Source organism: Thermoactinomyces intermedius (assembly GCF_013912365.1).
Lineage (GTDB): Bacteria > Bacillota > Bacilli > Thermoactinomycetales > Thermoactinomycetaceae > Thermoactinomyces > Thermoactinomyces intermedius.
On record NZ_JACETT010000038.1, the window covers coordinates 30,863 to 57,283 of the forward strand.

General features: G+C 48.6%; 26 protein-coding genes, 2 tRNA genes and 1 other annotated feature. Of the genes, 23 read left to right on the plus strand and 5 right to left on the minus strand.

The features are described from left to right. Positions 1-7: 7 nt before the first annotated feature. The 14 genes from mutM (at position 8) to thrS (ending at position 12,452) form a co-directional block, all read left to right on the plus strand. Complete coding sequence (gene mutM / locus H1R82_RS09435; RefSeq protein WP_181731996.1) at positions 8-832, plus strand: DNA-formamidopyrimidine glycosylase; 825 nt, start codon at positions 8-10, stop codon at positions 830-832. Between the two features lie 64 nt (positions 833-896). Next, positions 897-1,559, plus strand: coding sequence for a sporulation membrane protein YtaF (gene ytaF, locus H1R82_RS09440; RefSeq protein WP_181731995.1), 663 nt, complete (start codon positions 897-899; stop codon positions 1,557-1,559). A gap of 23 nt (positions 1,560-1,582) precedes the next feature. Beyond that, the gene (coaE, locus tag H1R82_RS09445; protein WP_309544814.1) at positions 1,583-2,179 is read left to right on the plus strand and encodes a dephospho-CoA kinase; all 597 of its coding nucleotides are present in this window, start codon (positions 1,583-1,585) and stop codon (positions 2,177-2,179) included. Further along, positions 2,149-2,787: a lytic transglycosylase domain-containing protein gene (locus tag H1R82_RS09450; RefSeq protein ID WP_181731993.1), complete on the plus strand. Its 639-nt coding sequence runs from the start codon at positions 2,149-2,151 to the stop codon at positions 2,785-2,787. Before coaE ends, H1R82_RS09450 begins: the two co-directional genes overlap by 31 nt. Positions 2,788-2,912: 125 nt before the next feature. After that, complete coding sequence (locus H1R82_RS09455) at positions 2,913-3,935, plus strand: glyceraldehyde-3-phosphate dehydrogenase (RefSeq protein ID WP_181731992.1); 1,023 nt, start codon at positions 2,913-2,915, stop codon at positions 3,933-3,935. 217 nt (positions 3,936-4,152) lie between these two features. Beyond that, positions 4,153-4,635: a glutathione peroxidase gene (locus tag H1R82_RS09460; RefSeq protein WP_181731991.1), complete on the plus strand. Its 483-nt coding sequence runs from the start codon at positions 4,153-4,155 to the stop codon at positions 4,633-4,635. 135 nt (positions 4,636-4,770) lie between these two features. Next, on the plus strand, positions 4,771-5,265 hold the full coding sequence (nrdR, locus tag H1R82_RS09465) for a transcriptional regulator NrdR (protein ID WP_181731990.1): 495 nt from the start codon (positions 4,771-4,773) through the stop codon (positions 5,263-5,265). Positions 5,266-5,363: 98 nt separating this feature from the next. Next, positions 5,364-6,821, plus strand: coding sequence for a replication initiation and membrane attachment family protein (locus H1R82_RS09470; protein ID WP_181731989.1), 1,458 nt, complete (start codon positions 5,364-5,366; stop codon positions 6,819-6,821). A 114-nt stretch (positions 6,822-6,935) separates the two neighbouring features. Further along, positions 6,936-7,011: transfer RNA gene (locus H1R82_RS09475), tRNA-Phe, on the plus strand. Positions 7,012-7,018: 7 nt separating this feature from the next. Further along, positions 7,019-7,108: transfer RNA gene (locus H1R82_RS09480), tRNA-Leu, on the plus strand. A 160-nt stretch (positions 7,109-7,268) separates the two neighbouring features. Further along, positions 7,269-8,381, plus strand: coding sequence for a cyclic dehypoxanthinyl futalosine synthase (gene mqnC, locus H1R82_RS09485; protein ID WP_181731988.1), 1,113 nt, complete (start codon positions 7,269-7,271; stop codon positions 8,379-8,381). Between the two features lie 171 nt (positions 8,382-8,552). Then, positions 8,553-9,185, plus strand: a complete 633-nt coding sequence (locus H1R82_RS09490; RefSeq protein ID WP_181731987.1) for a metal-dependent hydrolase — start codon at positions 8,553-8,555, stop codon at positions 9,183-9,185. A 140-nt stretch (positions 9,186-9,325) separates the two neighbouring features. Continuing rightward, positions 9,326-10,210 (plus strand): putative sporulation protein YtxC, encoded by an 885-nt coding sequence (gene ytxC, locus H1R82_RS09495; protein WP_181731986.1) that lies wholly within the window; start codon positions 9,326-9,328, stop codon positions 10,208-10,210. A gap of 334 nt (positions 10,211-10,544) precedes the next feature. Then, positions 10,545-12,452 (plus strand): threonine--tRNA ligase, encoded by a 1,908-nt coding sequence (gene thrS, locus H1R82_RS09500; RefSeq protein WP_181731985.1) that lies wholly within the window; start codon positions 10,545-10,547, stop codon positions 12,450-12,452. Between the two features lie 40 nt (positions 12,453-12,492). Here thrS and H1R82_RS09505 read toward each other — a convergent pair whose 3' ends face one another. Then, positions 12,493-13,041 (minus strand): DUF420 domain-containing protein, encoded by a 549-nt coding sequence (locus H1R82_RS09505; protein ID WP_181731984.1) that lies wholly within the window; start codon positions 13,039-13,041, stop codon positions 12,493-12,495. Positions 13,042-13,248: 207 nt separating this feature from the next. Further along, positions 13,249-13,377: a sequence feature (ribosomal protein L20 leader region), on the plus strand. A 16-nt stretch (positions 13,378-13,393) separates the two neighbouring features. On the opposite strand from H1R82_RS09505, the gene infC reads away from it, so the two are divergent. Genes infC through rplT form a run of 3 tightly spaced genes read left to right on the plus strand, consistent with a single transcriptional unit; the run spans position 13,394 to position 14,523 of the window. Beyond that, positions 13,394-13,918, plus strand: coding sequence for a translation initiation factor IF-3 (infC, locus tag H1R82_RS09510; RefSeq protein WP_181732024.1), 525 nt, complete (start codon positions 13,394-13,396; stop codon positions 13,916-13,918). A 15-nt stretch (positions 13,919-13,933) separates the two neighbouring features. Next, the gene (gene rpmI, locus H1R82_RS09515; protein ID WP_037993415.1) at positions 13,934-14,131 is read left to right on the plus strand and encodes a 50S ribosomal protein L35; all 198 of its coding nucleotides are present in this window, start codon (positions 13,934-13,936) and stop codon (positions 14,129-14,131) included. Positions 14,132-14,169: 38 nt separating this feature from the next. Then, positions 14,170-14,523 carry a 50S ribosomal protein L20 gene (gene rplT / locus H1R82_RS09520; protein WP_181731983.1) on the plus strand — a complete coding sequence of 118 codons (354 nt, stop codon included), beginning with the start codon at positions 14,170-14,172 and terminating at the stop codon, positions 14,521-14,523. A 42-nt stretch (positions 14,524-14,565) separates the two neighbouring features. Here rplT and H1R82_RS09525 read toward each other — a convergent pair whose 3' ends face one another. Beyond that, positions 14,566-14,979: a MarR family winged helix-turn-helix transcriptional regulator gene (locus H1R82_RS09525; protein ID WP_181731982.1), complete on the minus strand. Its 414-nt coding sequence runs from the start codon at positions 14,977-14,979 to the stop codon at positions 14,566-14,568. Positions 14,980-15,168: 189 nt separating this feature from the next. Here H1R82_RS09525 and ilvD point away from each other — a divergent pair, with 189 nt between their 5' ends. From ilvD to leuB, 6 genes are all read left to right on the plus strand, one after another. Further along, entirely contained in the window at positions 15,169-16,839 is a 1,671-nt protein-coding gene (ilvD, locus tag H1R82_RS09530) for a dihydroxy-acid dehydratase (protein WP_181731981.1), read from the plus strand. A gap of 612 nt (positions 16,840-17,451) precedes the next feature. Next, entirely contained in the window at positions 17,452-19,164 is a 1,713-nt protein-coding gene (gene ilvB, locus H1R82_RS09535) for a biosynthetic-type acetolactate synthase large subunit (RefSeq protein WP_181732023.1), read from the plus strand. After that, on the plus strand, positions 19,161-19,664 hold the full coding sequence (ilvN, locus tag H1R82_RS09540) for an acetolactate synthase small subunit (RefSeq protein WP_181731980.1): 504 nt from the start codon (positions 19,161-19,163) through the stop codon (positions 19,662-19,664). The genes ilvB and ilvN overlap by 4 nt, the downstream gene beginning before the upstream one ends. 19 nt (positions 19,665-19,683) lie before the next feature. After that, a complete protein-coding gene (ilvC, locus tag H1R82_RS09545; RefSeq protein ID WP_181731979.1) occupies positions 19,684-20,688 on the plus strand; it encodes a ketol-acid reductoisomerase in 1,005 nt (334 codons plus the stop codon). Positions 20,689-20,714: 26 nt separating this feature from the next. Beyond that, positions 20,715-22,265: a 2-isopropylmalate synthase gene (locus H1R82_RS09550; RefSeq protein ID WP_181731978.1), complete on the plus strand. Its 1,551-nt coding sequence runs from the start codon at positions 20,715-20,717 to the stop codon at positions 22,263-22,265. 23 nt (positions 22,266-22,288) lie between these two features. After that, complete coding sequence (gene leuB, locus H1R82_RS09555) at positions 22,289-23,398, plus strand: 3-isopropylmalate dehydrogenase (protein ID WP_181731977.1); 1,110 nt, start codon at positions 22,289-22,291, stop codon at positions 23,396-23,398. 61 nt (positions 23,399-23,459) lie between these two features. Here leuB and H1R82_RS09560 read toward each other — a convergent pair whose 3' ends face one another. The 3 genes from H1R82_RS09560 to H1R82_RS09570 all read right to left on the minus strand — a co-directional run bounded on the left by H1R82_RS09560 (position 23,460) and on the right by H1R82_RS09570 (position 26,092). After that, on the minus strand, positions 23,460-24,689 hold the full coding sequence (locus H1R82_RS09560) for a glycoside hydrolase family 10-like protein (protein WP_374189125.1): 1,230 nt from the start codon (positions 24,687-24,689) through the stop codon (positions 23,460-23,462). A gap of 169 nt (positions 24,690-24,858) precedes the next feature. Further along, the gene (locus H1R82_RS09565) at positions 24,859-25,539 is read right to left on the minus strand and encodes a hypothetical protein (protein ID WP_181731976.1); all 681 of its coding nucleotides are present in this window, start codon (positions 25,537-25,539) and stop codon (positions 24,859-24,861) included. Positions 25,540-25,567: 28 nt separating this feature from the next. Continuing rightward, positions 25,568-26,092, minus strand: coding sequence for a matrixin family metalloprotease (locus H1R82_RS09570; protein WP_181731975.1), 525 nt, complete (start codon positions 26,090-26,092; stop codon positions 25,568-25,570). Positions 26,093-26,421 lie beyond the last annotated feature (329 nt).

The window sequence follows — 26,421 nt, forward strand, 5'->3', positions numbered from 1 at the left end:
GAAACGATTGCCGGAATTACCTGAGGTTGAAACAGTCAGAAAAACTTTGCAAAAATTGGTCGTCGGCAAAGAGATCGAAGATGTGACGATCCGCTTGCCCAGAATCATCAAACGTCCGGATGACACAGAGGCCTTTCGGAGTATGTTGGCCGGGACAACCATCTCCGGGATCGGCCGGCGGGGAAAGTTTTTGAAAATCGTCTGCGATCCGCTGGTGCTGGTTTCCCATCTGCGTATGGAAGGAAAGTATCGTCTGGCGGAACAAGGGGAGCCTTGCGAGAAGCACACTCATGTCATTTTTCACTTTACGGACGGCACCGAGCTTCGCTATCGCGATGTGCGGCAATTTGGCACCATGCACTTGTTTGCATACGGGGAAGAAGATGAGCAGTTGCCGCTGAAGAAACTGGGGCCGGAGCCGCTTACGGATGCGTTTCAGCTTCCCTGGTTTCAGGCGTTACTCGCCAAACGGAAAAGCAATATCAAAGCGGTTCTTTTAAATCAGGAATATATCGCGGGGCTTGGAAATATCTATGTGGACGAATCTTTGTTCCGGGCGGGGATTCATCCGACCCGGACGGCTTCGTCATTAAAGGAAGAAGAAGTGGAACGATTGTACCACAGCATTCAACAAACCCTGAAAGAAGCCATTGAACTGGGAGGGTCTTCTGTCCGTTCTTATTTGAACGGGGAAGGCGAAATGGGAATGTTCCAGATGAAAATCCAGGTTTATGGCCGGAAACACGAACCTTGTCTCAAATGCGGAAGGCCGATTGAACGGTTGGTTGTGGCCGGACGGGGAACGCACGTGTGTTCTCATTGCCAACGGTGACCTCATGGATCGTTCCTTCATAAGATAGGGGTAACAAATGCCTATCTTATGAGGGGGATCAGTGATGTTGCATGGTTGGTTGATCATCGGGCTGGCTTTTGCCGTCAGTTTGGACAGTTTTGGAGTGGGCACAACCTACGGGTTGAGAAAAATTCGTATCCCCCTGGTATCCACCGTCATCATTGCCGGATGTTCCGGCGCCGTGCTTTACATGGGGATGTGCATGGGGAAATTTATTTCTGCGTTGTTTTCCCCCGTATTTACACAGGCACTCGGAGCCGTTTTATTGATCATCCTCGGCTTGTGGATCATTTTGCAGGGGGAAAAGAATTTAAAAGAAACGAATGAGGATGAAATCCGTTCAGAGAGTCCATCCTGTTTATCGATAAAAACCTGGACTTTTCAAATCAAACGGCTTGGCTTGGTGGTTAAGGTGTTAAAAACTCCCGTGATGGCAGATATGGATAATTCCGGATCCATTTCTTCCGCCGAAGCGTTTTTGTTGGGAACGGCTTTGTCCCTGGATGCTTTTGGCGCCGGCATCGGGGCGGCGATGATGGGGTTCCCGCCCGTTCCCACGGCCTTTTCGATTGCGTTGATGAGTGCATTGTTTTTACGGCTGGGGATGTGGATCGGGTTTTCCTGTGCCAAGAATTTAAAAAATCGCTTTTGGGCTTATATGCCGGGGGTTATTTTGATTTTGCTCGGAATGATGCGATTCATGTGAAAAGGCGGTGAAAAACGTTGTTGATGGGATTGACGGGAAGCATCGCAACCGGGAAAAGCACGGTTTCTGAGATGTTTCGCCGAAAGGGAGCCGAAATCATCGATGCCGACCAAATTGCCCGCGAAGTGGTTGAGCCGGGAACCGAAGGGTTGGCGCGGATTGTCCGGGAGTTCGGCCCCGGGATATTGGATGAGGAAGGGAAACTGAATCGCGAACGGTTGGGAGCAAGAATTTTTCAAAACCCTGCCGAACGGGAAAAGTTGAATCGGTTGTTGCATCCGTTGATCGTGGATTCCATGCGTGCCAAAACGGAAAAAATCAAAAAAGAGAAAGATCCGGATTTGTTGATTTGGGATGTCCCGTTGCTGATTGAAGGGAATTTGACGCAATGGGTGGAAGCCGTTATTTTAGTATATACACCGAAAGAAATTCAATTGGAACGATTAATGAAACGAAACGCACTTTCCAAAGAGGAAGCGGAAAAACGGATTCTCGCACAGATGGATATCGAAGAGAAAAAGAAGTATGCCGATTATGTGATTGACAATCGGGGAACTTTGTCAGAGACGGAAAGACAGGTTGATCAGTTATGGAAACAACTAATCTCAAAAAGTGGGTAAAGCCGGCTGTGGATGCACTGCCTCCCAAGCGCACGATTATGATTGCTTTGATCTTGTTGCTGGTGTTTGTCATCGTGGCCATCCCGCTTTTTAACATGATGATCTATCCGTTGAAATACGAAGAATATATTTTTAACAGTGCGATTGAAACCAACGCCGATCCCTTTTTGGTCATGGCGATTATCCGGGTGGAAACCAAATTTCAACCAAAAAGGGAATCGCATGTCGGGGCACAGGGTTTGATGCAAATTATGCCGGATACTGCGGATTTTATCATCAAAAACGGAAACTTTTCACCGGCGCTGAAAGATTATGTGTATGACCCCGCCATCAACATCCAATTGGGAAGCTGGTATATTGCTTACTTGACCAAACGGTATAACGGAAATAAAGTGGCGGTCATGGCCGCATACAATGCCGGGCATGGCCGTGTCGACAAATGGTTGGAGCAAGGGGTTTGGGACGGCACACGGCAAAATGTCACACAAATTCCGGAGAATTTTGGGGAGACCCGTCATTATGTGACCAGGGTCAGTTATTATTATGAGAAGTACAAACAATTGTACCAAGGGGAATTTGAGGAATACAAAAGGGAACAAGAAAAATGAATACGGCTTGAAACCTGTTCCTTTGCGGGAACAGGTTTTTTGTTTCTGCTGGTTGCAAAATGTGACATACTTATTATAATAAAAGTGAATATTAGAGTGTGACAAATGGGAAGGGGTATACCATTATGGCAGTTCGTATCGCAATTAACGGATTTGGGCGCATTGGAAGAATGGTTTTTCGCAAAGCCATGGAAGTTTCGGAAATCGAAGTCGTTGCCGTGAATGCGAGTTATCCGGCCGAAACCTTGGCGCATTTGATTAAGTATGACACAATTCACGGATTATATCATAAAGATGTGACGGTATCCGATCACGGTCTTTGTGTCGACGGACATGAAGTCCGCCTGGTTTCCAACCGCAACCCCGAAGAGTTGCCCTGGCGCGAATTGGATATTGACATTGTGGTGGAAGCGACGGGAAAATTCCGGGATCGCGAAGGGGCGCAAAAACATTTGAACGCCGGCGCCAAAAAAGTGGTGATCACCGCTCCCGGAAAAGATGAAGACATCACGGTTGTCATGGGAGTCAATGAAAGCGATTACGATCCGGACCGGCATCACATCATCTCGAATGCATCCTGCACCACCAACGGCTTGGCACCGGTGGCCAAAGTGTTGCACGAATCGTTCGGGATTGTTCACGGGTTGATGACCACGGTTCACGCCTACACCAATGACCAGAAGAACCTGGATAATCCGCATAAAGATCTGCGCAGGGCCCGCGCTTGTGCGCAATCCATCATTCCGACCAAAACCGGGGCGGCCAAAGCATTGGGATTGGTGATTCCCGAACTGCAAGGGAAGTTGAACGGATTTGCCCTGCGGGTTCCCACACCGAACGTTTCGGTCATTGATTTGGTGGTGGACACGGAAAAACCGGTGACCAAAGAAGAGGTCAATCAAGCGTTGAAACATGCAGCCCAAACCCGTTTCAAAGGGATTTTGGATGTTTGTGAAGCGCCGCTGGTTTCTTCCGATTTCAACGGAAACGAACATTCATCCATCGTGGATGCCTTGTCGACCATGGTCATGGGCAACCGGCAAGTAAAAATCCTTGCTTGGTATGACAATGAGTGGGGTTATTCCTGCCGAGTCGTCGACCTGGCCAAATATGTCGGGGAAAAAATGAAGACGAAAGTGACGGTGTGACGGGATGAAAAGCTTGCGGAAAATGATTCTGCAAGCTTTTTCCTTTTATAGGGAGCTTTGACCGGATGTTTCACCGGATTGTTTATTTAATGAAACAAATGGAATGTATGTTCTCTATTTAAGGTTTTTCTCATTTGAGAAAATAAAATTGTAACAGCTTACAAAGCCTGGTGGACACCGCTGAAGCTGTGACATACCATGAAAGGAAGGTTGAACCATGAGTGTTTACGAATATACCGTTGTCACCAATCAAGGGGAGGAACAATCTCTGAAAGAATATGAAGGGAACGTCCTGTTGATCGTCAATACGGCGACCCGGTGCGGATTTGCCCCGCAATTCAAAGATTTGCAAGAACTGTATGAAAAATATCACGGCCGCGGGTTCTATGTGCTGGGCTTTCCGTGCAACCAATTTGGGAACCAGGAACCGGGAACGGACGAAGAAATCCGTAATTTTTGCGAAATCAACTACCGTGTCACCTTTCCCTTGTTTCAAAAAGTGGATGTGAAGGGGGAAAATCAACATCCGCTTTTCAAATACCTGACCCAATCGGCACAAGGATTGTTGAACAAAGAGATCAAATGGAACTTCACCAAATTCCTGGTTGACCGGCAAGGAAATGTGGTCAAACGCTTTGCCCCGACCACCTCACCCAAAAAGATTGCACCCGAAATCGAAGCCTTGTTGGAACAGAAGTGAGTCCAACCGGTGACAAAATATGGGTTGAAACCTGTCAACAAATATTTAAAATGGAAATATGACATTTGTGCTCAGGATAAGGGTGGTTCGCACACAGACGCAAAAGCAGACGAAGTCAGGAGGAGATGATGAAACTTGAGATGCCCGTTTTGCGGAAATCATGGCAGCCGTGTCCTGGACTCCCGCCCGGTTCATGAAGGAAGGGCGATTCGCCGGCGCAGGGAATGCGAAAAGTGCGAACAGCGCTTCACCACTTTTGAAATGATTGAAGAACAACCACTCATCGTGATCAAAAAAGACGGGAGCCGCGAAGAATTCAGCCGTGAAAAGCTGCTTCGCGGCCTGATTCGTGCCTGCGAAAAAAGGCCGGTTCCGCTGGCCAGGCTGGAAGACCTTGTCGTGGATATTGAAAGAAAGTTGCGGCAATGCGGAGCGGCAGAAGTCCCGTCCAAGGAAATCGGTGAAATGGTGATGGAGCGGCTGGTTGACATTGATGAAGTTTCGTATGTGCGGTTTGCCTCTGTCTACCGGCAGTTTAAAGATATCAACGTTTTTGTCAATGAGTTGGAAGAACTGTTGCAACGGTCGAAAATGGCTTTTGATAAAGAAAAAAAACGAGGGTCTGAGTAAGAATTGGTGGGAAATGGGATTTGATGATCCGGCAGGCTCGTATGTTACAATGATATTCCCGAATGCTAGCGAAAGCGAAGTGCAGAGGAGGCCAAACCATGGCTATGTTTTGGAAAGACGCGGGTTGGCGTTGCCGCACCCATCGTCCGATCCATCATGCAGATCTCGTTGGACTGATTCATCTGTATCAACCCATCGTCGGAGCTTCTGCCATCTCATTATACATGACGCTGGCCTGTCAAGTTCCCCTTCACCGTGCCGGTGTTTCCAAGTTGTATGCTCATTCGTATTTATTGCAGTTATGTTCCTTTACGTTTGATCAACTGTTGGAAGCCAGACATTTGCTGGAAGGTGTCGGACTGATCAATACGTATGAGATCGAAGAGGAAGAAGATCATGTTTATTATGAATATGAAATGCTCCCCCCGCTGACGCCGGCAAAGTTTTTTCAAAGTGATATTTTAAGTGTCACGCTTTACAATGCATTGGGCAAAGAAAGATACATTGCCGTAAAAGACTGGCTGACCGGGGATGACCGTTTTCAACCCGGCCGGAAGGAAGAAAAAAAGAAAAACATCACCCGTTCGTTCCAGGATGTGTTTGACAGCATTTCGCCGGCAGAACTGGCCAAACAAGCTGAACGGGAAAAAGAAGTGACCGGGCCGGTGGCCAAAATCGACGAAAGCCTGCATCAAGGAAAAAGGCCGGATTTTATGCAGGACGACATTGATTTTTCCATGCTGCAGTTGCGCTTGTCGCACTTATTGGGAAAAGATGTTTGGACGGAGGATTTAAAAAAAGAAATCAGAGAACTTGGTTTTTTGTATCAGCTGGATGAATGGGCGATTTTAAAAGCGTTGCAAAATCCTTATGTGACCAGTCACGGACAAATCCGTCTGGACCGCTTGCGTTCTTTTGTCCGCAGTGAATATTGCATGCAGTTTGGCAGTACGCCCGTGGTGGCAAAGAAGGCGGATGCGTTGGCGGCCAAAGAGGAGAAAAAGATGCCGCCGGATCGGGAAAAGCCGCTTTCTGAAGAAGAAAAGCACATTCGGCAATTGGCGCAAATTTCCCCCATGCAACTTTTGGCTTTTTACCAGAAAGGGGCGCGAATCCCGGCCAGCGATGTGGAAATCGTGGAGTCGTTGATTCGCCACTACGGATTGCCGCCGGGGGTGGTCAATGTGCTCTTGGAATATGTCTTGTTGAAATATGATTATAAACTGCCGCGAAATTTGGTGGAAAAAATTGCGGGCCATTGGAAACGGCTGGGCATTTCCACGGTGGAAGAGGCCGTGGAGCAGGCGAAAAAAGAAGAATGGGAAACGAAAAAGAAAAAGCAGCAGCCGCGTTCTTTCCAACCGAAAAATCCCCGCAACAAGCCGGAAGCATTGCCCCAAACATTGCAAATGCAAATGGAGCAATCCCAACGGGCAAAATCCGGACAAGCGACAAAAGATGAATGGGCAGACCAGCAAGAACAGATTCGCGCGAAACTTCGGTTGATGAATGAGCGTTTTGTGGCCGGCAACAAGGAGAAAAAAAACACCCCCTGAACATCATCAGACGGTGGCAGGGGGTGTCTTGAACAAAAAAATTTCCTGATTCATCTTGCGTGTTTGATGCTTGCGTGGTATAATATCATTTGTCGTCAACAATTTGTTACATAAGGTTCGGTAGCTCAGTCGGTAGAGCAGAGGACTGAAAATCCTCGTGTCGGCGGTTCGATTCCGTCCCGAACCACCAATTTTTTGCCGGGGTGGCGGAATTGGCAGACGCACAGGACTTAAAATCCTGCGGTGGGTGTACCACCGTGTCGGTTCGAGTCCGACCCTCGGCACCACAACATAAAAAAATCCTCCTGTTTTCATCGGGTGAATTCACATCGCCTGAAAACAGGAGGATTTTTTGTGCAGTATTCCCGCCCCATCCGTTTTGATTTGTGATACGATGGACATGATTGGGTTGGCGGTCGATCTGACTCTTTAGGAGGTTGAATAGATATGTCGAAGATTGATTCCATCATCGAAAGGGCGCTTGCCGGAGAACGCTTGGGGTTTGAAGACGGGCTGGCCCTGTGGGAAAGTGACGAGATTGAAAAAATGGGATGGGCTGCGGACCAGATCATGAAAAAATGGCATCCGGAGCCGGTCACAACGTTTGTCATCGGTCGCAATATCAACTATACCAATATTTGTGACACATATTGCCGGTTTTGTGCGTTTTACCGCCGGCCGGGGTCGGAAGAAGGGTATGTCCTGCCGAATGAAGTGATCTTCCAAAAAATCCAGGAAACCGTGGATGTGGGCGGGACGGAAATCCTGATGCAAGGCGGAACCAATCCGGATTTGCCGTTTGAATATTACACGAATCTGTTACGGGAAATTAAAAAACGCTTTCCCGATATCACCATGCATTCTTTTTCGCCTGCTGAAATCATGAAAATGAAAGAAGTATCCGGCCTTTCCCTGGAAGAAGTGATCCGCCGGTTGCATGAAGCGGGGCTGGATTCTTTGCCCGGCGGCGGAGCGGAAATTCTGGATGATGAAATTCGCCGGAAAATCAGCCGGTTGAAAGGTTCCTGGCGCGATTGGATGGATGTCATGCAAACGGCCCATCGTGTGGGGATGCACACCACGGCTACCATGGTGATCGGTTTTGGCGAAACGAATGAACACCGGGTGAATCATTTGCTCCGGATCCGGCAGGCCCAAGACGAGACCAAAGGATTCCTCGCTTTCATCGTATGGACGTTCCAGCCGGACAACACCAATTTGAAACGGGAAAAACTGCCACCTGAAGAATATTTGAAAGCGGTGGCGATTTCCCGGTTGATGCTGGACAACATCCCCAACCTCCAATCTTCCTGGGTGACCATGGGACCGGAAATCGGGAAAAAATCACTGCACTTCGGATGCAATGACTTTGGAAGCACCATGATCGAAGAAAACGTGGTTTCGGCTGCCGGCACCACTCATAAAGTAAACAACCACCTCATTTTGCGCCTGATCCGGGAAGCCGGGAAAATTCCGGCGCAACGGAACACGAAATATGAGATCTTGCGTGTTTTTAAAGAGGGCGAGTATACTGAAAAAGATTTCGTGATGCAAAACTGATTGTGGTCTTGGACGAAGTGGCATTCCGGTTCCCGGGGTGCCATTTCATAATTTAAGAAAATAAATAGATTTTACTTTATATATTTGCTATTTTAAATATGGGATCAAAAAGGTTTTTTTATGGCAAATCCTTCATTTGCCCTCAGATACAGAGAGATAGGAGGAGAGGGTTTGACAGGAAAAACACATTTTGCCATCGGCGTGGCATCGGGTGTCGGACTGGCCGTGGCTTCCGGAAATCCGGATGATGTAGGGGAACTTGCTTTAACCATTGTTTTGGCGGGAATTGCTTCTTTGCTCCCGGATATCGATGAAGACGGCAGCCTGATTAACAACTTTCTGTTCCCTTCGCTGAGCAGGACCTACCGGTCATTTGCGCTGGCCGCTTTGGGAGTGGTCATGATTCTGCTGTTTTTCATCAAAAGCCTGCCTCTTTGGGTGTTGCTGTTGGGGATTTTTGCCGCCAGCGTCGCTTATGCCCCTCACCGGTCGGTAACCCATTCGCTACTGACCTGTGCCTACGTCACTTGGATGTTTTACACGATTCAACCGTGGATGGCCGTACCGGTGTTGGTTGGTTATTTGTCCCATCTTTTTGCGGATACGTTAACCAGTGCGGGAGTTCCTTATTTGTGGCCTCATAAAAAGAAATTTTCCATGAAAGCTTTTGGAATCAAGGTGAAAACGGGCGGGAGCGAAGAAAAACTGATCGGAAGGCTGTCCGTTTTGTTGGCTGCGCTGGGGTTTGTTTATTTGATCGGACTGATTCTTTATAACGAAGTAAAAATGGCCGGATGGTTCTGAAGAGAAGGCTTGGTTTTTTGACCAAGTCTTTTTTGTTTTTCGTTGGTCCTTTTGTTTTTTTGTATACCGTTATTGGTTGCAACATATATTGGTATGGAAAGGAGTTGCCTCAGTTGATCCTTGGATGGGAGGGGAGACGGTTGAAATATCTGATTTCGTTTGATCAGAGAGATGAGCCATTTCGTTCCTGTTTGCAAGACTTGCGCGAGGGCATCCGCTCCGTCTGCCCGGCTTTTGACATGAAAGAGATGGGAATGGGAGAGCGTTATGTCATCCTCATCCGGTTGAAACAGTGGATGGATGAGAAACAAAGGGATCGGATGGCATGGCAAGTGGGCAAAATCCTGACCCGTTACATTTGTGACCATCTGGAACCAAAATGGATTAACAAAATGATCCAATCCAGCCACCATTATTTCACTAAGAAAGAAATCGGGCAGATACAGCAACAGGTGTTGGAGCAATTGGAGACCAGCGCGTGGGAATGCCAACAGGTGATATACCGCAGCCGGCGGGAGAAATTGGAGAAACAGATCGCCGGTTTTTTGAAAGAAAATCATCACATTGCTTTGGACGGTTTTGTATCCTTTCGCTTGAAGACTTACCGGAAAACGCTGATGGCTTGTGTGGAGGAAGCTATTCAAGCTTACCGTTTGAAAAGGCAATACCATGAATTTATTGAATTGTTGCGCATGTTTATCGAGTCCCGGCCCCCGAAAATCGGGCTGGTGCATGTCATCCATGACAACCAACAATTTCATGTGCTGAAAGCGGACGGCACCCCGGTTTTGGACAAAGATCTGGAGCCGGTTTTTATGGAAATGGCCGATCAAACGGCATCTCAAAAAGATCACCTGATGAGCATTTTGTTAAGCATGACGCCGGAGCGGATCATCATCCATACCACCAGCCCGGATGAAAATGTGATCAAAACCTTGATGCAAATTTTTGAAGGAAGAGTGATGACTTGTGACGGCTGCAGCCAATGTCAGCCATCCGCCCGGCCGTTTTTGGAAGATGCTTGACGAACCGGTGACGAAATGAGTATAATACATAAAAAATTTTATCCAAAAGCGATGATGAGGACACGGGCATCTCCGACGGTTTCAGAGAGTGGGGGTCAGCGGCTGGAAGCCTCCATAACCCAATCGGAAAGTGCTTACCACCTCAGAGCTGCAACAAGGAACGCATCATGGATGCCAGTAATTGTTGCCGGGACTTCGCCGTTATTGAGATGAGAGAACCTTAAACAGCCTGATCCGGCTGTTTCAGGTTGAAGAAGGGTGGAACCGCGACGACCAGCTCGTCCCTTTGAGGGAGGGGCTTTTTTTATTGATATGAAAAAAAGGAGAGATGGAAATGAGCATCAGTGTCAAATTCCCGGACGGTTCCGTTCGTGAGTATGAATCGTCCGTCACGGTGGGGGAGATTGCCGGCTCCATCAGCCGGAGCTTGTCCAAAAAAGCCGTTGCCGGCAAAATCAACGGCCAAGTGGTGGATTTGTCCAGAGAAGTGCCGGACGGCGCCGAAATCCAAGTGTTGACTTTGGACGATGAAGAAGGCTTGGAAGTATACCGCCACAGCACGGCTCACCTGATGGCACAGGCGTTGAAACGATTGTATCCGGATGTGAAACTGGGGATCGGCCCGGTGATTGAAGACGGATTTTATTATGACGTGGATTTGCCGGTTCGTTTGACGCCGGAGGATCTGCCCAAGATCGAAGAAGAGATGAGAAAAATCGTCAAAGAAAATTTGCCGATTGAGCGAAAAGTCGTTTCCCGGGAGGAAGCCATCCGGATTTATGAAGAAACAGGCGATCATCTGAAATTGGAGATCATTCGTGACCTGCCGGAAGATGCAGTGATCACCATGTATCATCAAGGCGAGTTTTTTGATCTGTGTCGTGGTCCCCATCTGCCGTCCACCGGAAAAATCAAAGCGTTTAAATTATTAAGCATCGCCGGGGCTTATTGGCGCGGGGATTCGGACAACCAGATGCTGCAGAGGATTTACGGGACGGCCTGGCCGAAACAATCCCAGTTGGAGGAGCATTTAAACTTCCTGGAAGAAGCGAAAAAGCGGGATCACCGGAAACTGGGAAGGGAACTCGGCTTATACATGTTCTCGGAGGAAGCACCCGGCATGCCGTTTTATTTGCCGAACGGGATGATTTTGCGCAATGAATTGGAACAATACTCGCGTGATCTGCAAATCAAAGCCGGTTACAAAGAAGTCCGCACCCCGCTCATCATGAACCAGCGCTTGTGGGAACAATCGGGACACTGGGATCATTACAAGGAAAACATGTACTTTACCAATGTGGATGAATCCGCTTTTGCCGTCAAACCGATGAACTGTCCCGGACATATGCTGATATTTAAACATGATATCCGCTCATACCGGGATTTGCCGCTTCGCCTGGCTGAATTCGGGCAAGTGCATCGCCACGAGTTGTCGGGAGCTTTAAACGGCATGCTCCGGGTCCGGACGTTCACCCAGGATGATGCGCATATCTTTGTGCGGCCGGATCAGATCGAAGAAGAAGTGACCGCCGCGCTTCAACTGGTGGATCAGATTTACAGCACCTTTGGTTTCCCCTATTCCATCGAGCTTTCCACCCGTCCCGAAGATTCGATGGGTTCGGATGAACTGTGGGAAAAAGCGGAATCTGCGCTGCAAAGTGTATTGGATAAGTCCGGCATCGAATACCGGATCAATGAAGGAGACGGTGCGTTTTACGGTCCGAAGATCGATTTCCATATCCGGGATGCTTTGAAGCGGAGCCATCAATGCGCCACCATCCAATTGGATTTTCAAATGCCGGAGAAATTTGATCTCTCCTATGTCGGGGAGGACAATGAACGGCATCGTCCGGTGGTGATTCACCGGGCCATTTACGGGTCGATTGACCGCTTTATCGGGATTTTGGTCGAGCACTATGGCGGTGCTTTCCCGTTATGGCTGGCTCCGGTTCAGGCCAAAGTGATTCCGATTTCCCGCGCGTTTAATGACTACGCCGAACAAGTGACGGCCCGGTTGCGGGAGGCGGGAATCCGTGCGGAGCTGGACGGCCGTGATGAAAAAGTTGGTTATAAAATCCGGGAAGCCCAAGTGCAAAAAGTTCCCTACATGCTGGTGATCGGTGAAAAAGAAATGAATGCGAATGCCGTGGCTGTCCGGAAGCGGACCGAAGGAGATCTCGGCGCCAAGCCGCTGGATGAAGTGATTGAACAATTGGTTGCGGAAATCAAAGAGAAAAAATGACGATGAAAAAAGCACCCCGTTTGGTGAAGGGGTGCTTTTTTCAATAATAAGGGGAAATCATCAAATAAACCAGCACACCGGTGATGCTGACATACAGCCAGATCGGCATGGTCCAGCGTGCGATTTTCCGGTGTCTTTCCACCTGCATCTTCAAGCCGCGAACCATCGTGAAAAGAGCGAGAAACACGGTGGGGGCGGCCAAAACGATATGGGTGATCAAGATGAAGTAATAGATGATTTTGAGCCATCCTTCCCCGCCGTAAGAAGTGGAAGGCGCCAACGAATGATAAACCAGATAAGTGATCAAAAAAAGAGCGGTCGACCCGAAGGCGGCAAAGATAAAACGGCGGTGCATGCGTATATTTTTTTTCTTGATGAAATATAATGCGGTAATGAGGAACACTGTCGTAAAGCTGTTGAAAATTGCGTTTAACATGGGCAAAAACGTTAAATCCACATGATCGAACCCTTGGTATTTCGGCATGAAAAAGAGGACGACGATAATGGCGTTGATGATGATGGTCAAGGTGACGATCCATGCCGTGGTTTTCTTTTCGTCCGCCGGAATTTGCCTGGTTTGGTCAGCCATGGTTTCACCCTTTCATTGCAATGAACTTACCTTCAGTATACATTTTTTTACTGACAAACTCCTGTAAAAAAGGTGACAAAACGGACAAAACTTTTTCCTTTATTTTCCGTTTGACGGATCCCGGGAAAAAGAATATATTCAAATTGGCCGTTTTGGATCGTGCGTCACGTTTGACACGGGTTTTGTTTCTGTGATAGTATATTTTTGTCATGCAAGAAGAAGCGCCCGCTTCTCACCTGATCAACGCGGAGTTGGCAGGTTCCGATGCAACTGATTTTCCTGTGGATATTGGAAGCAAAGTGTGGGCGTTTTCTGCGCTTACACTTTTTTATTTTTCAATTTTTTTCCGGAGGTGGCAGGTATCAGCAAGGAACATCAGCACCAAGTCAATGAGTCGATTCGTGCTCGGGAAGTTCGCCTGATCGGCGTTGACGGTACGCAATTGGGAATCAAACCCATTCGGGAGGCTTTGCAGCTTGCACAAGAAGCCAATCTGGATCTCGTGAATGTTGCCCCGCAGGCAAAACCGCCGGTTTGCCGTATCATGGATTACGGAAAGTACCGTTATGAACAAAGCAAACGTGAAAAAGAAGCACGCAAGAATCAAAAAACGATTCAAATCAAAGAGGTGCGCCTCAGCCCGACGATTGAAGAGAACGACATCAAAACCAAATTGAGCAATGTGAAAAAATTCCTCAAAAAAGGAAACAAAGTGAAGCTGACCATTCGATTCCGCGGCCGGGAAATCACTCACCAGGAATTGGGACGCAGTATTTTGGACCGGATGGCCAAGGAAGTGGAAGACCTTTCGGAAATCGAACGGGCTCCGAAATTGGAAGGCCGTCAGATGATCATGATTTTAGCACCGAAACAGTAGAAGGAGGACAATGTTATGCCAAAAATGAAAACCAAAAAAGCTGCGGCAAAGCGCTTTAAGAAAACCGGAACCGGCAAAGTGAAACGCTCCCATGCGTATACAAGCCACTTGTTCGAGGCAAAAAGCCCGAAGCGCAAACGCAAATTGCGTAAAAGTGCAATCATGCACTCCGGTGATGAAAAACGGATCAGACAGTTGATTTCCTATCTGTAAGAAACGCCTAAAGAAAGAGACTTCAGGAGGGATTTATTGTGGCAAGAGTGAAAGGTGGTACCGTGACGCGTGCACGTCGCAAAAAGGTACTGAAATTGGCTAGAGGTTATTTTGGTTCCAAACATGCGTTGTTCCGTACGGCAAAACAACAAGTCATGAAATCGTTGATGTATGCATACCGTGACCGCCGCCAACGTAAGCGTGATTTCCGCAAATTGTGGATTACACGCATTAATGCGGCCGCACGCATGAACGGCATGTCTTATAACAAATTCATCCATGGCCTGAAAGTGGCAGGCGTGGACATCAACCGGAAAGTTCTTGCGGAATTGGCCGTGACGGACCAAAAAGCGTTTGCCGAATTGGTCAATGTTGCCAAAAAAGCAAAATAATGGACCGATCGATGGAGAAAACCCCCGGCATCCGGGGGTTTTTTAAATGACTTTCTGCAACAGGGAAAGCAAGGTTTGCAACTCTTCCGTGGACAAGTTTTCAAATTTTTTCCGAAAGTATTCGGATTTTTGGTCGGCAAGTTTTTGAATCAGTTCCTTGCCTTGATCGGTCAGATGCAGTTCGACCACGCGTTTGTCCAATTGGGACCGTTGCCGGTACACCAGATTTTTTTTCTCCAACTGATCCGCCACATGAGTGATGTGGCTGACGGACACATCAAATTCCTGTGCCAGCGCGGTAATGATTTGAGGGCTTTTATTGAGTTTTTTGAGCACGCCGAATTCAGCCCCGTTAATTTGATCTCCCCAAATTTCCGTTAAATCTTTACGGATTTGCCGTAAAATGAGGCGAAACACTTGTTCCAATTCCATTGACATTTCAATTCTGTCCAACATCACTTTCTCCTTCTTCGGATTCCCCATTTTGTTTTATGAAGTGAAATATTAGTCATGATTATAAACCATTCTCTTTCAATTTTACAACATAAATTTCTGTTGTTTTTGTTTTTTTCGTTCTTTTTTATTCGTGACAACCGTCCCGTTTTGTTATAAACTGATATGAAAAATCAAAAAAGGGGGATAACAATGCGAAGTGACAAAATTAAAAAAGGCATCGACCGGGCGCCGCACCGCGCATTGTTGCGGGCTGCCGGTTTGAAAGATGAAGATTTTGACAAGCCTTTTATCGGCATATGCAATTCATTTGTTGAAATCATTCCGGGGCATATGCATTTAAATAAATTTGCCGAAGTGGTGAAAGAAGCCGTCCGGGAGGCGGGCGGAGTTCCTTTTGAATTTAATGCGATCGGTGTGGATGACGGCATTGCCATGGGGCATATCGGCATGCGTTACTCGCTGCCCAGCCGGGAAATCATTGCCGATTCGGTGGAGACGGTGGCGTTGGCCCATTGGTTTGACGGTCTCATTTGTATTCCCAATTGTGACAAAATTACGCCCGGCATGATGATGGGGGCGTTAAGGGTGAACATCCCAACCATATTCGTCAGCGGCGGACCGATGCGGGCCGGGGTGACGCCGCAGGGAGAAAAAGTGGATCTGGTTTCGGTTTTTGAAGGAGTGGGGGCTTACCACGCCGGAAAAATGGACGAGCGGGAATTGCAAACGTTGGAACAGTTTGGATGCCCGAGCTGCGGGTCTTGTTCCGGGATGTTTACGGCCAATTCGATGAACTGTCTGGCGGAAGCTTTGGGGTTGGCTTTGCCGGGAAACGGAAGCATCCTTGCCGGCACGGAGGAACGAAATGAATTGGCGCGAAAAGCGGCCCGGCAAATTCTCCGTTTAATCGAAGCAGACCTGAAGCCGCGGGACATTGTCACCAAGGAAGCGGTGGATAATGCCCTGGTGTTGGACATGGCCATGGGAGGTTCCACCAATACGATCCTTCATACCATGGCGATTGCGCACGAAGCCGGAATTGATTATCCGCTGGAGTCCATCAATGAACTTTCGAAAAAAGTCCCGTACTTATGTAAAGTCAGCCCGGCGGGAAATTGGCATATGGAAGATGTGGACCGGGCGGGAGGCATTTCGGCCATTCTTCATGAGTTGAGCCAAATCGGGGGATTGCTGAATCTGGACCGTCCGACGGTGACCTTGAAAACGCTGGGCGAAAATATTGCAGAAGCAAAAGTCAAAGACCGTGCGGTCATTCGATCGATTGACAATCCATACAGTGAAACGGGAGGACTGCAAATTTTATACGGAAACCTGGCTCCCGACGGTGCAGTGATTAAAACCGGGGCGGTGGATCCTTCCATTCGCCGGTTTAAGGGAAAAGCCATTGTGTTTGATTCCCAGGATTCGGCCATTGCCGGAATTGCCATGGGAAAAGTGAAGCCCGGACATGTTGTGGTCATCCGGTATGAAGGACCCAAAGGCGGCCCGGGCATGCCGGAAATGTTGTCCCCGACTTCCGCCATCATGGGAATGGGGCTCGGAAAAGAAGTGGCGTTGATCACCGACGGCCGTTTTTCCGGGGCGACAAGGGGAATTTGCATCGGTCATATTTCCCCCGAGGCGGCAGAAGGAGGCCCCATCGGATGGGTTGAGCCGGGGGATGAAATTGAAATTGATTTGGATCGGGGAACGCTGGAGCTTTTGATTTCCGATGAGGAGATGGAAAAAAGGAAAGCGGCATGGAAAGTACCTTCCATCGAAGTGGAGGGACGTTTTTTAAGGCGTTACGCCCATATGGTGACATCGGCCAACACCGGGGCCGTTTTAAAAAAAGTATAGGAATTTTTAACGGGTTGAATCACTTTCTGAAAAAAGAAGTGATTCAACTTATTTAAAAAATTTGCAAACGATTACAAATTTGTAATGAAATTTCCCGGAAAAACCGGTTGACACCCTGTGAAGAGGGTGATTATAATAGCATCTAAATAGTCGAAATTGTAATTCTCAAAAAACTTCATTGCTGATGTTTCTTGAATTTCTGCCGTTTTTCAAGCGGCTGTTTTAAAACAACAACAAGCCTGATAATTCAGTATATTGAGACGATGAAGAGGAATGAACATAAGCGAGTGAGTTACAGAGAGTCCGGATTTTGCTGAGACCGGAACCATGAGCTTATGATTCTCTCACCTCGGAGTCGGGTGGCCAAAGATGCAATGCGTTTGCATCGAGTAGTACATTCCCGGTTGTCCCGTTATCGACAGGGTACAGGCCAAGTGTCTTGTCTGTACCCATTGAGACCGGCTTTGCGAAAAGTCGGTAAAATTGGGTGGTACCACGAACCTGATTCGTCCCAATGACGGCATGCACTTGTCGTGTGGGGTGAATCGGGTTTTTTTATTTACATCCAAAAAGGAGGAACAAGAGTTGGCTCCCCAAGTGGAAACCAGAACGATGGAGGCAGTTGAGTCAGAAGCAGAGAAGAGGGAACTGACTGGATCCGAGATTTTGCTTCGCAGTTTGATCCGGGAAGGAGTAGAGGTGATATTCGGTTATCCGGGCGGAGCAGTACTGCCGATCTATGACACGTTATATCACGAAAAAGTTCAACATCTGCTCGCTCGCCACGAGCAAGGAGCCATTCATGCCGCTGACGGATACGCGCGAGCAACCGGAAAGCCCGGGGTGGTCATTGCCACATCGGGACCGGGTGCAACCAACCTTGTCACAGGCATTGCAACAGCCATGATGGATTCCGTTCCTTTGGTTTGCATCACAGGGAATGTGGCCCAGGATTTGCTGGGGACGGATGCTTTCCAGGAAGCAGACATTACGGGAATCACGATGCCGATCACCAAGCATAACTATTTGGTCCGGGATGTTTCCCAATTGCCGAGAATCGTGAAAGAGGCGTTCAAAATTGCCACAACGGGGCGCCCCGGACCGGTGCTGATTGACATTCCGAAGGACGTTTCCAATGCGAAAACAACGTTTTCCTATCCGGAAGAAGTCAACATCCCCGGTTTAAAAATTCCTGAAGAGCCTGAGCAAGCCCGGATTGAGCAACTTTACGATGCCATTTCCGAAGCCGGGAAACCATTAATTTTGGCCGGAGGTGGCGTGGTGACATCCGGTGCGGCCGACGAGTTGAGAGAGTTAGCTGAGAAAGCGGAGATTCCGGTGACCACAACCTTGATGGGAATCGGGGGATTTCCCGGCACTCATCCGTATTGGTTGGGAATGCCGGGGATGCATGGAACGTACACCGCCAATCATGCTTTGTTGGAGTGTGATTTGCTGATCGGCATCGGTGTTCGTTTTGATGACCGGGTCACCATGGGGCGCATCGACACATTTGCAAAACGGGCCAAAATCGTGCATATCGACATCGATCCGGCGGAGATCGGAAAAAATGTGGAGACATGGATCCCGCTGGTCGGAGATGTCAAAACCGTTTTGCAACAGGTGAACCGAAAAGTGCCGCGGAGCGATTCAAAAGCGTGGATGGAGCAGTTGAATTTTTGGAAGAAAGAATATCCGTTGACTTATCGCGACGACGGCCGTTCATTAAAACCCCAGTGGGTGATTGAAGAAATTTACCGATCGACCAAAGGGGAAGCGATCATTACCACGGATGTGGGACAACATCAAATGTGGGTTGCACAGTTTTACCGGTTCCACCATCCCCGCTCGCTGCTGAGTTCGGGCGGTCTTGGCACGATGGGATTCGGTTTTCCGGCAGCCATCGGGGCCCAATTGGGGGTGCCGGACCGCCCGGTGATCGCCGTGACGGGTGACGGGGGATTTCAAATGACCTCCCAGGAACTGGCGCTTCTTCCCCTTTTGAATCTTCCGGTGAAAATCGCCATCATCAACAATCAGTGTTTGGGGATGGTCCGGCAATGGCAGGAAGTGTTTTATGAGCAACGTTATTGCGATGTTGACCTTTCGGGCGGTCCGGACTTTGTCAAACTGGCGGATGCTTACGGAATCAAGGCCTGGCGGGCCAAAACCAGGGAAGAAGCCGTCTCCGCCTGGAAAGAGGCCCTGAACCATCCCGGACCGGCGTTGGTCGATTTCTGGGTCGAAGCGGGGGAAAATGTTTATCCGATGGTGGCTCCGGGATCGAGTCTGGATGAGATGGTGATGGGAGATGAGTTGAGATGAGAAGAGTTTTATCCGTGTTGGTCAACAATCAACCCCGGGTCTTGGCGCGAGTGGCCAGTATGATCGGGCAGAGGAACTTCAACATTGAAAGCATCAGTGTGGGGGAGACTGAAAACCCGGCCTACTCCCGCATGGTGATCGTCACGAGGGGAAACCCGTCGACCATTGCGCAAATTTCGAAACAATTAAACAAATTGATCGACGTGATCCAAGTGGAGCAGTTGGAAAAAGACCAGTCGGTCGAACGGGAACTTCTCCTGATCAAAGTGGCGGCACCGCCGTCGGTCAGAGCCGAGATCACCGGCGTGATCGAACCTTTTCGGGCCAATATCGTGGACGTCGGCCGGCAATCGCTGGTGATCCAGGTGACGGGCGACCCGGTCAAACTGGAAGCCGTGATTGAACTGCTTCGTCCCTACGGGATTCAGGAAGTGGCCCGAACCGGGGTGACGGCGATTTCCAGAGGCAGTGTGTCTGAAAACCAAATGGTTTCACTTTAACTTAAGGAGGAATGAAAGAATGGCGAAAATGTATTATGAACAAGATGCGGATTTGGCTTTGTTGCAAGGAAAAACGGTGGCGGTGATCGGATACGGAAGCCAGGGGCATGCCCAGGCACAAAACTTGCGGGACAGCGGAGTGAACGTGGTGATCGGACTCCGGAAGGGGAAATCCTGGGAACAGGCGGCCGCGGACGGATTTGAAGTGCTGGAGGTGGATGAAGCCGTCAAACGTGCCGACGTCGTGCAGGTGCTGATTCCCGACGAGCTGCAGAAAAAGGTGTATGAAGAACAGATTGCCCCTTATTTGCAACCGGGAAATGTATTGATGTTCTCACACGGATTCAATATTCATTTTAAGCAAATTGTTCCGCCCGAAGAGGTGGATGTCATCCTGGTTGCCCCCAAATCGCCGGGCCATCTGTTAAGGAGAGTTTTTGAAGAAGGATTTGGTGTTCCGTCCTTGATCGCGGTTTATCAGGATGCAAGCGGAAGGGCCAAAGACATTGCCTTGGCTTACTGTAAAGGTATCGGTTCCACCAAAGCCGGCGTGATTGAAACCACCTTCAAGGAAGAAACCGAAACCGATCTGTTCGGGGAACAAGCCGTTTTGTGCGGCGGGGTCAGCCGCCTGGTCCAAAGCGGGTTCGAAACCCTGGTGGAAGCCGGATACCAACCGGAAATCGCTTATTTTGAATGTTTGCATGAATTGAAATTGATTGTCGATTTGATGTATGAAGGCGGTTTGAGCCAGATGCGCTACTCGGTCAGCGACACAGCCGAGTACGGCGATTATGTCAGCGGAAAACGGGTGGTTGGAGAACCCAGCCGGGAAGCCATGAAAGAAATCTTGAAAGAAATTCAAGACGGTACCTTTGCCCGCCGTTGGATCCAAGAGAATGAGAATGGACGCAAAGAGTTTGCAGAGTTGAGAAGAGCCGGGAAAGAGCATCCGATTGAGCAAGTGGGTAGTCAGTTGAGAAAGTTGATGGTCTGGACGAAAGCTGAGCCTGTGAAACAATAAATGAGTTTAAAGGAGAGGAAGCGGGTATGCGTACAGTCATGATTTTTGATACGACATTGCGCGATGGAGAGCAGTCCCCGGGTGTCAATTTGAGCACCCAGGAGAAAGTGGAGATTGCGATTCAGTTGGAAAAGTTAGGGGTGAATGTGATTGAAGCCGGATTTGCCGCTTCCTCCAAAGGTGACCTGAATGCCGTCAAAGAAGTGGCGCAAGTGGTGAAAAATGCCTCCGTCTGCAGTTTGTCCCGGGCGGTGAAAAGGGACATCGACCTTGCAAAGGAAGCGTTGCAAGCGGCGGAATCCCCATATCTCCATCTATTTCTGGCAACCTCTCCGATCCATCGGGAATACAAGTTGCAGATGAGCAAAGAACAGGTGAAAACCAGGATCCGTGAGGCAATCACCTATGCAAAAAAGTATTTTTCACAAATTGAGTTCTCGGCAGAAGATGCGGGAAGAACCGAAATCGACTTTTTGTGCGAAGTGGTGGACACCGCCATTTCTGCAGGGGCCACGGTGATCAACCTGCCGGACACGGTCGGTTATCTGACACCGCAAGAATATGCGAAGATGTTTCGCGAAGTGATCAACCGGGTGCCGCGGGCGGATCAAGTGCGGTTGAGCGCTCACTGCCACGATGATTTGGGGATGGCTGTGGCCAACAGTCTGGCAGCGATTGAGGCCGGTGTGTCCCAAGTGGAATGCACCATCAACGGGATTGGTGAAAGAGCGGGAAATGCCGCTTTGGAGGAAATCGCCATGGCGGTAAAAACAAGAGAAGCTTATTACCAAGTGCAAACGACACTCAATTTAAAAGAAATTCACCGGACCAGCCGGATGGTAAGCAAATTGACCGGGATGCCGGTTCCGGGAAACAAAGCGGTGGTGGGAACCAATGCGTTTGCCCATGAGTCGGGCATTCATCAGGATGGCATGCTGAAACACCGCGAGACTTATGAAATCATGACTCCGGAAAGCGTCGGGTTAAATGAAAGCCGTCTGGTGTTGGGCAAACATTCCGGCCGCCATGCCTTCAAAACAAAAATGGTGGAATTGGGATTTGAGCTGAAAGAGGAGCAAGTCAATCCGTTGTTTGAACGTTTTAAAGAGTTTGCCGACCGCAAAAAAGAAATCACCGATGATGATTTGATTGCATTGGTGGAAGAAAAACTGGTGCATGCACAGGACTTTTATGTGATGGAATCGTTGCAGGTCACCTGCGGCAATCAGTCTCTTCCCACGGCAAGCATTAAGATCAAAAGAGAAAGTGATGGCAAAACCTTTTTTGAAGCTGCATGCGGAAACGGGTCGGTGGATGCCATTTTTAAAGCCATTGACCGGGTTGCACAAGAGAAAGTGTCTTTGGAGGATTATCGGATCCATTCAGTGACGCAAGGGAAAGATGCGCTGGGTGAAGTGAGTGTTCAGTTGAGACAAGGCGAGCTTTATGTCAGAGGAAGAGGTGTGAGCACGGACGTGTTGGAGGCGAGTGCCCGGGCGTATCTGGATGCGATCAACCGTTTGATTCGTCGCAAAGGAGATTATCCTGCCGAGAAAAAAGCAGTGACGACGGTATAAAGGATCAAAAGGAGTGGACAGAGATGAGCGGAGCAAAGAAAAAAGTGGCTGTATTGCCGGGAGACGGAATCGGGCCGGAGATTGTCGAAGAGGCTGTGAAGGTTTTGCATCAAGTGGAACGGATGTATGGTTGTACCTTTGAATTTCAATACAGCTTGGTGGGGGGAACGGCCATCGACCGGGTGGGCATCCCCCTCCCCGATGAAACGTTGCAATTATGTAAGGAATCGGATGCGGTTTTGCTCGGGGCGGTCGGGGGACCCCAATGGGACCGGTATCCGGCTGAACTTCGTCCGGAGAAAGCTTTGCTGACGCTGAGAAAAGAACTCGGTTTGTTTTCCAATTTGCGCCCGGTCATGGTGTTTGAAGGGTTAAACACCCATTCTTCCTTGCGGTTCGACGTGGTGAAAGACGTGGATCTCATCGTGGTTCGCGAATTAACCGGCGGTATTTATTTTGGAGAGAAGACCCGTTCGCAAACGTTAAAGGGCGAAGTGGCCACCGATCTGCTGGTGTACCATGAATACGAAATTGAACGAATTGTCCGGCAAGCATTTGAGATTGCCAGAAAGCGGCGGAAAAAGGTGACATCCGTGGATAAAGCCAATGTACTGGAAAGTTCCCGGTTATGGCGGAAGGTGACTGAAAAAGTGGCTGAAGAATACCCGGATGTCACTTTGGAACACATGCTGGTGGACAATTGCGCCATGCAATTGATTCTGCGCCCGTCTTCTTTCGATGTGCTGGTGACGGAAAACATGTTTGGCGATATTTTAAGTGATGAATCCGCCATTCTTTCCGGTTCCATCGGTTTGTTACCGTCGGCCAGCCTGGGTGAGGATTCCTTTGGTTTGTATGAACCGGTTCATGGTTCCGCCCCCGACATTGCCGGGCAGGGAGTGGCCAATCCGGCGGCGACGATATTGTCCGCTGCATTGATGTTGAAATTTTCGTTTGGTCTCCACCAAGCGGCTGAGGCAGTGGAACAGGCCGTGCGAAACGTTCTTGCCAACGGATACCGGACGCCGGATTTGGCCAAACCGGATACGATGGCGGTGGATACGGAGGAATTTGGCGATTTGGTTGTGGAAGAACTGAAGCGGTGTTTTCCGGTGTTGTCCAAAGCGAATTAAAAAAATGAAAGTGAAAAAAGCCGGCCTGTAGGAAGGCCGGCTTTTTTTAAATGGAATTTCGTCATTTCGATTTGCCGTCCAACCAAGACATGGGCGGAATCTCGGCAGGTTCCCGGTACAGATCGTTTGCCAGACGGTCTTTGATGCCGAGGCGATTGGCATTTAAGTCTTTGTAACTGAAAAAAATGCTTCCTTTTGCAAACGCGTTTTGCCGGATCATTTTGATCTGGTTGGGGATTTCTTCCGGGTTGTCCCAAGCTTCGTTATCGTTGCCGATCTTGTAGGCGGCATGTCCAATATATAAATGAATGTTTCTTCCCGCCACTTCGCCGGACCACCATGCAAGTAACTTGGCATAGTCGGCGGCCGGATGGCCGATGTTCCAGTAAATTTGCGGGGCGATGTAATCAAGCCATCCCTGCCGGATCCATGTGCGCGAATCGGCATATACCGTGAAATAGCTTTCGGATCCGTTCGTGTCGGAACCGGTCGGATCGCTTGATTTGTTTTTCCAGATGCCAAACGGGGAAATGCCGAACTTCACACCCGGTTTCTCGCTTTTGATGGCCTGGCTGACCCGCTGAACGAGGGTGTTGACATTATGCCGCCGCCAGTCTCCTTTGTCCGGAAAATTTTTCCCGTAAGTTTGATAGGTTTCATCATCCGGGAAGTCTTGTCCCTGAACAGGATACGGGTAAAAATAATCATCGAAATGAACGGCATCAATGTCATAATTGCGGACCACTTCCATGATGCTGTCCACAATATGATCTTGGACAGCGGGGATTCCCGGATCGTACCACAGTTTTCCCCCGTAAGAAACCACCCAATCCGGGTTTTTTCGCGCCGGGTGGTCCGGAACCAATTGATCCAGTCGTGTGTCCATGCTCACCCGGTAGGGATTGAACCAGGCGTGAAACTCAAGATTTCGTGCATGGGCCTCTTGAATCATAAAGGCCAGCGGGTCATAGCCGGGGGATTTCCCTTGTTCCCCGGTCAGATATTTTGACCACGGATTCCATCGGGAGGGATAAAAAGCGTCCGCAGTCGGACGGATTTGCACCACCACCGCGTTTAATCCCATTTTTTTGGATTCTTCCAATATCCGGATAAACTCGTTTTTTTGTTCTTCCGCACTCAGATACGGGCTGGACGGCCAGTCGATGTTCGTGACACTGGCGATCCAAACCCCCCGGAATTCAATTTGACCGGAAGTACGGGCTTCCACCGCCGGATACCATGTGAAAGCGATCATCAAAGATGAAAGCAATAACGGGACCCATCGCTTCACAATCCATCTCCTCTCATTCGATTGATAATGTTTCGCAAATTTATTATATCAAAATATTCAGACGCCTCGTCTTGAAATCTCTGAAAGGCGAAATAAAAAAACAAGCGAGAGTCACGTTCGCTTGTCCAAAAAAAGTCCAATCAGGTTTTTGCCTTGATGGAAGCTTGTTTTATTTCGGGTTTGCTTCCAAATCGATCCAATCAAAGAGAGAGGATAAAGGTTTGCCTGTGATCTGATCATTATAATCGGACGGAAAACCGTCAATGCTGATATGGACGATTTGATCTTGCGTTTCCACACGTTGTTTTTGCAGTTTCATGGAAGGCATGACCAAATGGGCAATATTTTTTTGGTCCAATTTAATGGAATGCGGTGTAAACCGGAATGTGTAGTAATGGGTGTATGCATCCGGGTGATTCAGAAATAAAATGTATTTTTGGTTATTCTCCGGTTGGGTGTAAAGAGGATGGATGATTTCAATTTTATTGCCATCATTGGTTTGCAATTGAAGCTTGTGGGCAATGCCGATTTCGATGTTCTTTTGATCCAGTTCTCCTTTGAGCACCCGGTCGACTTGAAATTTGTACACTTGCACTTCATGATAGGTGTTTTCGGAAGGAAGTGCCGGATTTTTCGGATTCCGCGCCCCGTTTTCCACCCGGTCCATTCCTTTGTACTCGCCGAGGACGATGACGGGGGCTTGATCAATCATGGCCGGCAAATTGTTTGCCATGGCCAAATCGACATGCATGCCCATGTTCACTTCCTCTTTTTTGTCACCGGGCATACAGCCGGCAGCTAAGAGAAGAAAGACGGTTGTAAACAGAAAAGAGATTTTTTTCCACTTCAATGAAAATCCTCCTTTAAGCCAGGAAGTTTCACTCATATAAATTGTTTACCCCGTTGATGTCGTCGGTCTGCGGGGTATATGTTTGAAACCGGTCCCGTTCCGTATTCATCAGGGATGTCCAATTGGTATGCGCCAAACCGAGAACGTGCCCGATTTCATGACCCAGGACGCTTTGCCCGAATTGGGAGTCATTATTGGACTCATAGTATGTATTCATTTTTGCCACCCAGGAATTGATGCAGGAACCCACGCCGGTCTGCCAGTAAGAATAGCCGAAATACCCATCCGTGCTGGAGTAATAAGAATCGACTACTCCGGTTGCGGAGGAATCGCCTTGTACGAAACGGCGTTTGTCTTGAGCTTCATTCCAGCTTTGAATCGCTTTTTTGGAAGCTTCCTGATGTTCTTTCGTGATGTGTCCGCCCCAGCGATAGTATACATAATAATAATCACATAATTTGTCACCCGTAAAGCTGTATGCGAAAGTCATGGAAGGAAATATCCACACACACAAAGGGGTGATGAGGAAAAGAATGAGTGCTTTCTTTTTCAACTTGTTTCCCTCCTAATGTGGAATGCCCAGCTGCTGCAATCATCTACTAAGTTATAATACTTTTATACTTTTGTCTAACGCATTAATCCTATATTTTTTAAATCAAAAGTATATCCATTAAAAGAAAACCCAGCCCTGAAGGACTGGCTATGGGAGGATTTGTTATTTTTTACAGTCGCAATCCGGGCATTTGCAATCCGGGGTTCCGCATTTATCGCACTTTGAGAGGATGAGCGAAGGCATTGGCGCACCTCCTTCACGGAAAGTGGAAGTGAGATTGGAAGAGATTTGAGCGTTCTCTATCCAATTATATAATAATATTATTATAT

Bases quoted from the DNA above. Each gene is read 5' to 3' on its own strand.
- ytaF (WP_181731995.1), top strand. From the start codon at position 897: ATGTTGCATGGTTGGTTGATCATCGGGCTGGCTTTTGCCGTCAGTTTG.
- coaE (WP_309544814.1), top strand. From the start codon at position 1,583: ATGGGATTGACGGGAAGCATCGCAACCGGGAAAAGCACGGTTTCTGAG.
- H1R82_RS09450 (WP_181731993.1), top strand. From the start codon at position 2,149: ATGGAAACAACTAATCTCAAAAAGTGGGTAAAGCCGGCTGTGGATGCA.
- H1R82_RS09455 (WP_181731992.1), top strand. From the start codon at position 2,913: ATGGCAGTTCGTATCGCAATTAACGGATTTGGGCGCATTGGAAGAATG.
- H1R82_RS09460 (WP_181731991.1), top strand. From the start codon at position 4,153: ATGAGTGTTTACGAATATACCGTTGTCACCAATCAAGGGGAGGAACAA.
- H1R82_RS09470 (WP_181731989.1), top strand. From the start codon at position 5,364: ATGGCTATGTTTTGGAAAGACGCGGGTTGGCGTTGCCGCACCCATCGT.
- mqnC (WP_181731988.1), top strand. From the start codon at position 7,269: ATGTCGAAGATTGATTCCATCATCGAAAGGGCGCTTGCCGGAGAACGC.
- thrS (WP_181731985.1), top strand. From the start codon at position 10,545: ATGAGCATCAGTGTCAAATTCCCGGACGGTTCCGTTCGTGAGTATGAA.
- H1R82_RS09505 (WP_181731984.1), bottom strand. From the start codon at position 13,041: ATGGCTGACCAAACCAGGCAAATTCCGGCGGACGAAAAGAAAACCACG.
- rpmI (WP_037993415.1), top strand. From the start codon at position 13,934: ATGCCAAAAATGAAAACCAAAAAAGCTGCGGCAAAGCGCTTTAAGAAA.
- H1R82_RS09525 (WP_181731982.1), bottom strand. From the start codon at position 14,979: ATGTTGGACAGAATTGAAATGTCAATGGAATTGGAACAAGTGTTTCGC.
- ilvD (WP_181731981.1), top strand. From the start codon at position 15,169: ATGCGAAGTGACAAAATTAAAAAAGGCATCGACCGGGCGCCGCACCGC.
- ilvB (WP_181732023.1), top strand. From the start codon at position 17,452: ATGGAGGCAGTTGAGTCAGAAGCAGAGAAGAGGGAACTGACTGGATCC.
- ilvN (WP_181731980.1), top strand. From the start codon at position 19,161: ATGAGAAGAGTTTTATCCGTGTTGGTCAACAATCAACCCCGGGTCTTG.
- ilvC (WP_181731979.1), top strand. From the start codon at position 19,684: ATGGCGAAAATGTATTATGAACAAGATGCGGATTTGGCTTTGTTGCAA.
- H1R82_RS09550 (WP_181731978.1), top strand. From the start codon at position 20,715: ATGCGTACAGTCATGATTTTTGATACGACATTGCGCGATGGAGAGCAG.
- leuB (WP_181731977.1), top strand. From the start codon at position 22,289: ATGAGCGGAGCAAAGAAAAAAGTGGCTGTATTGCCGGGAGACGGAATC.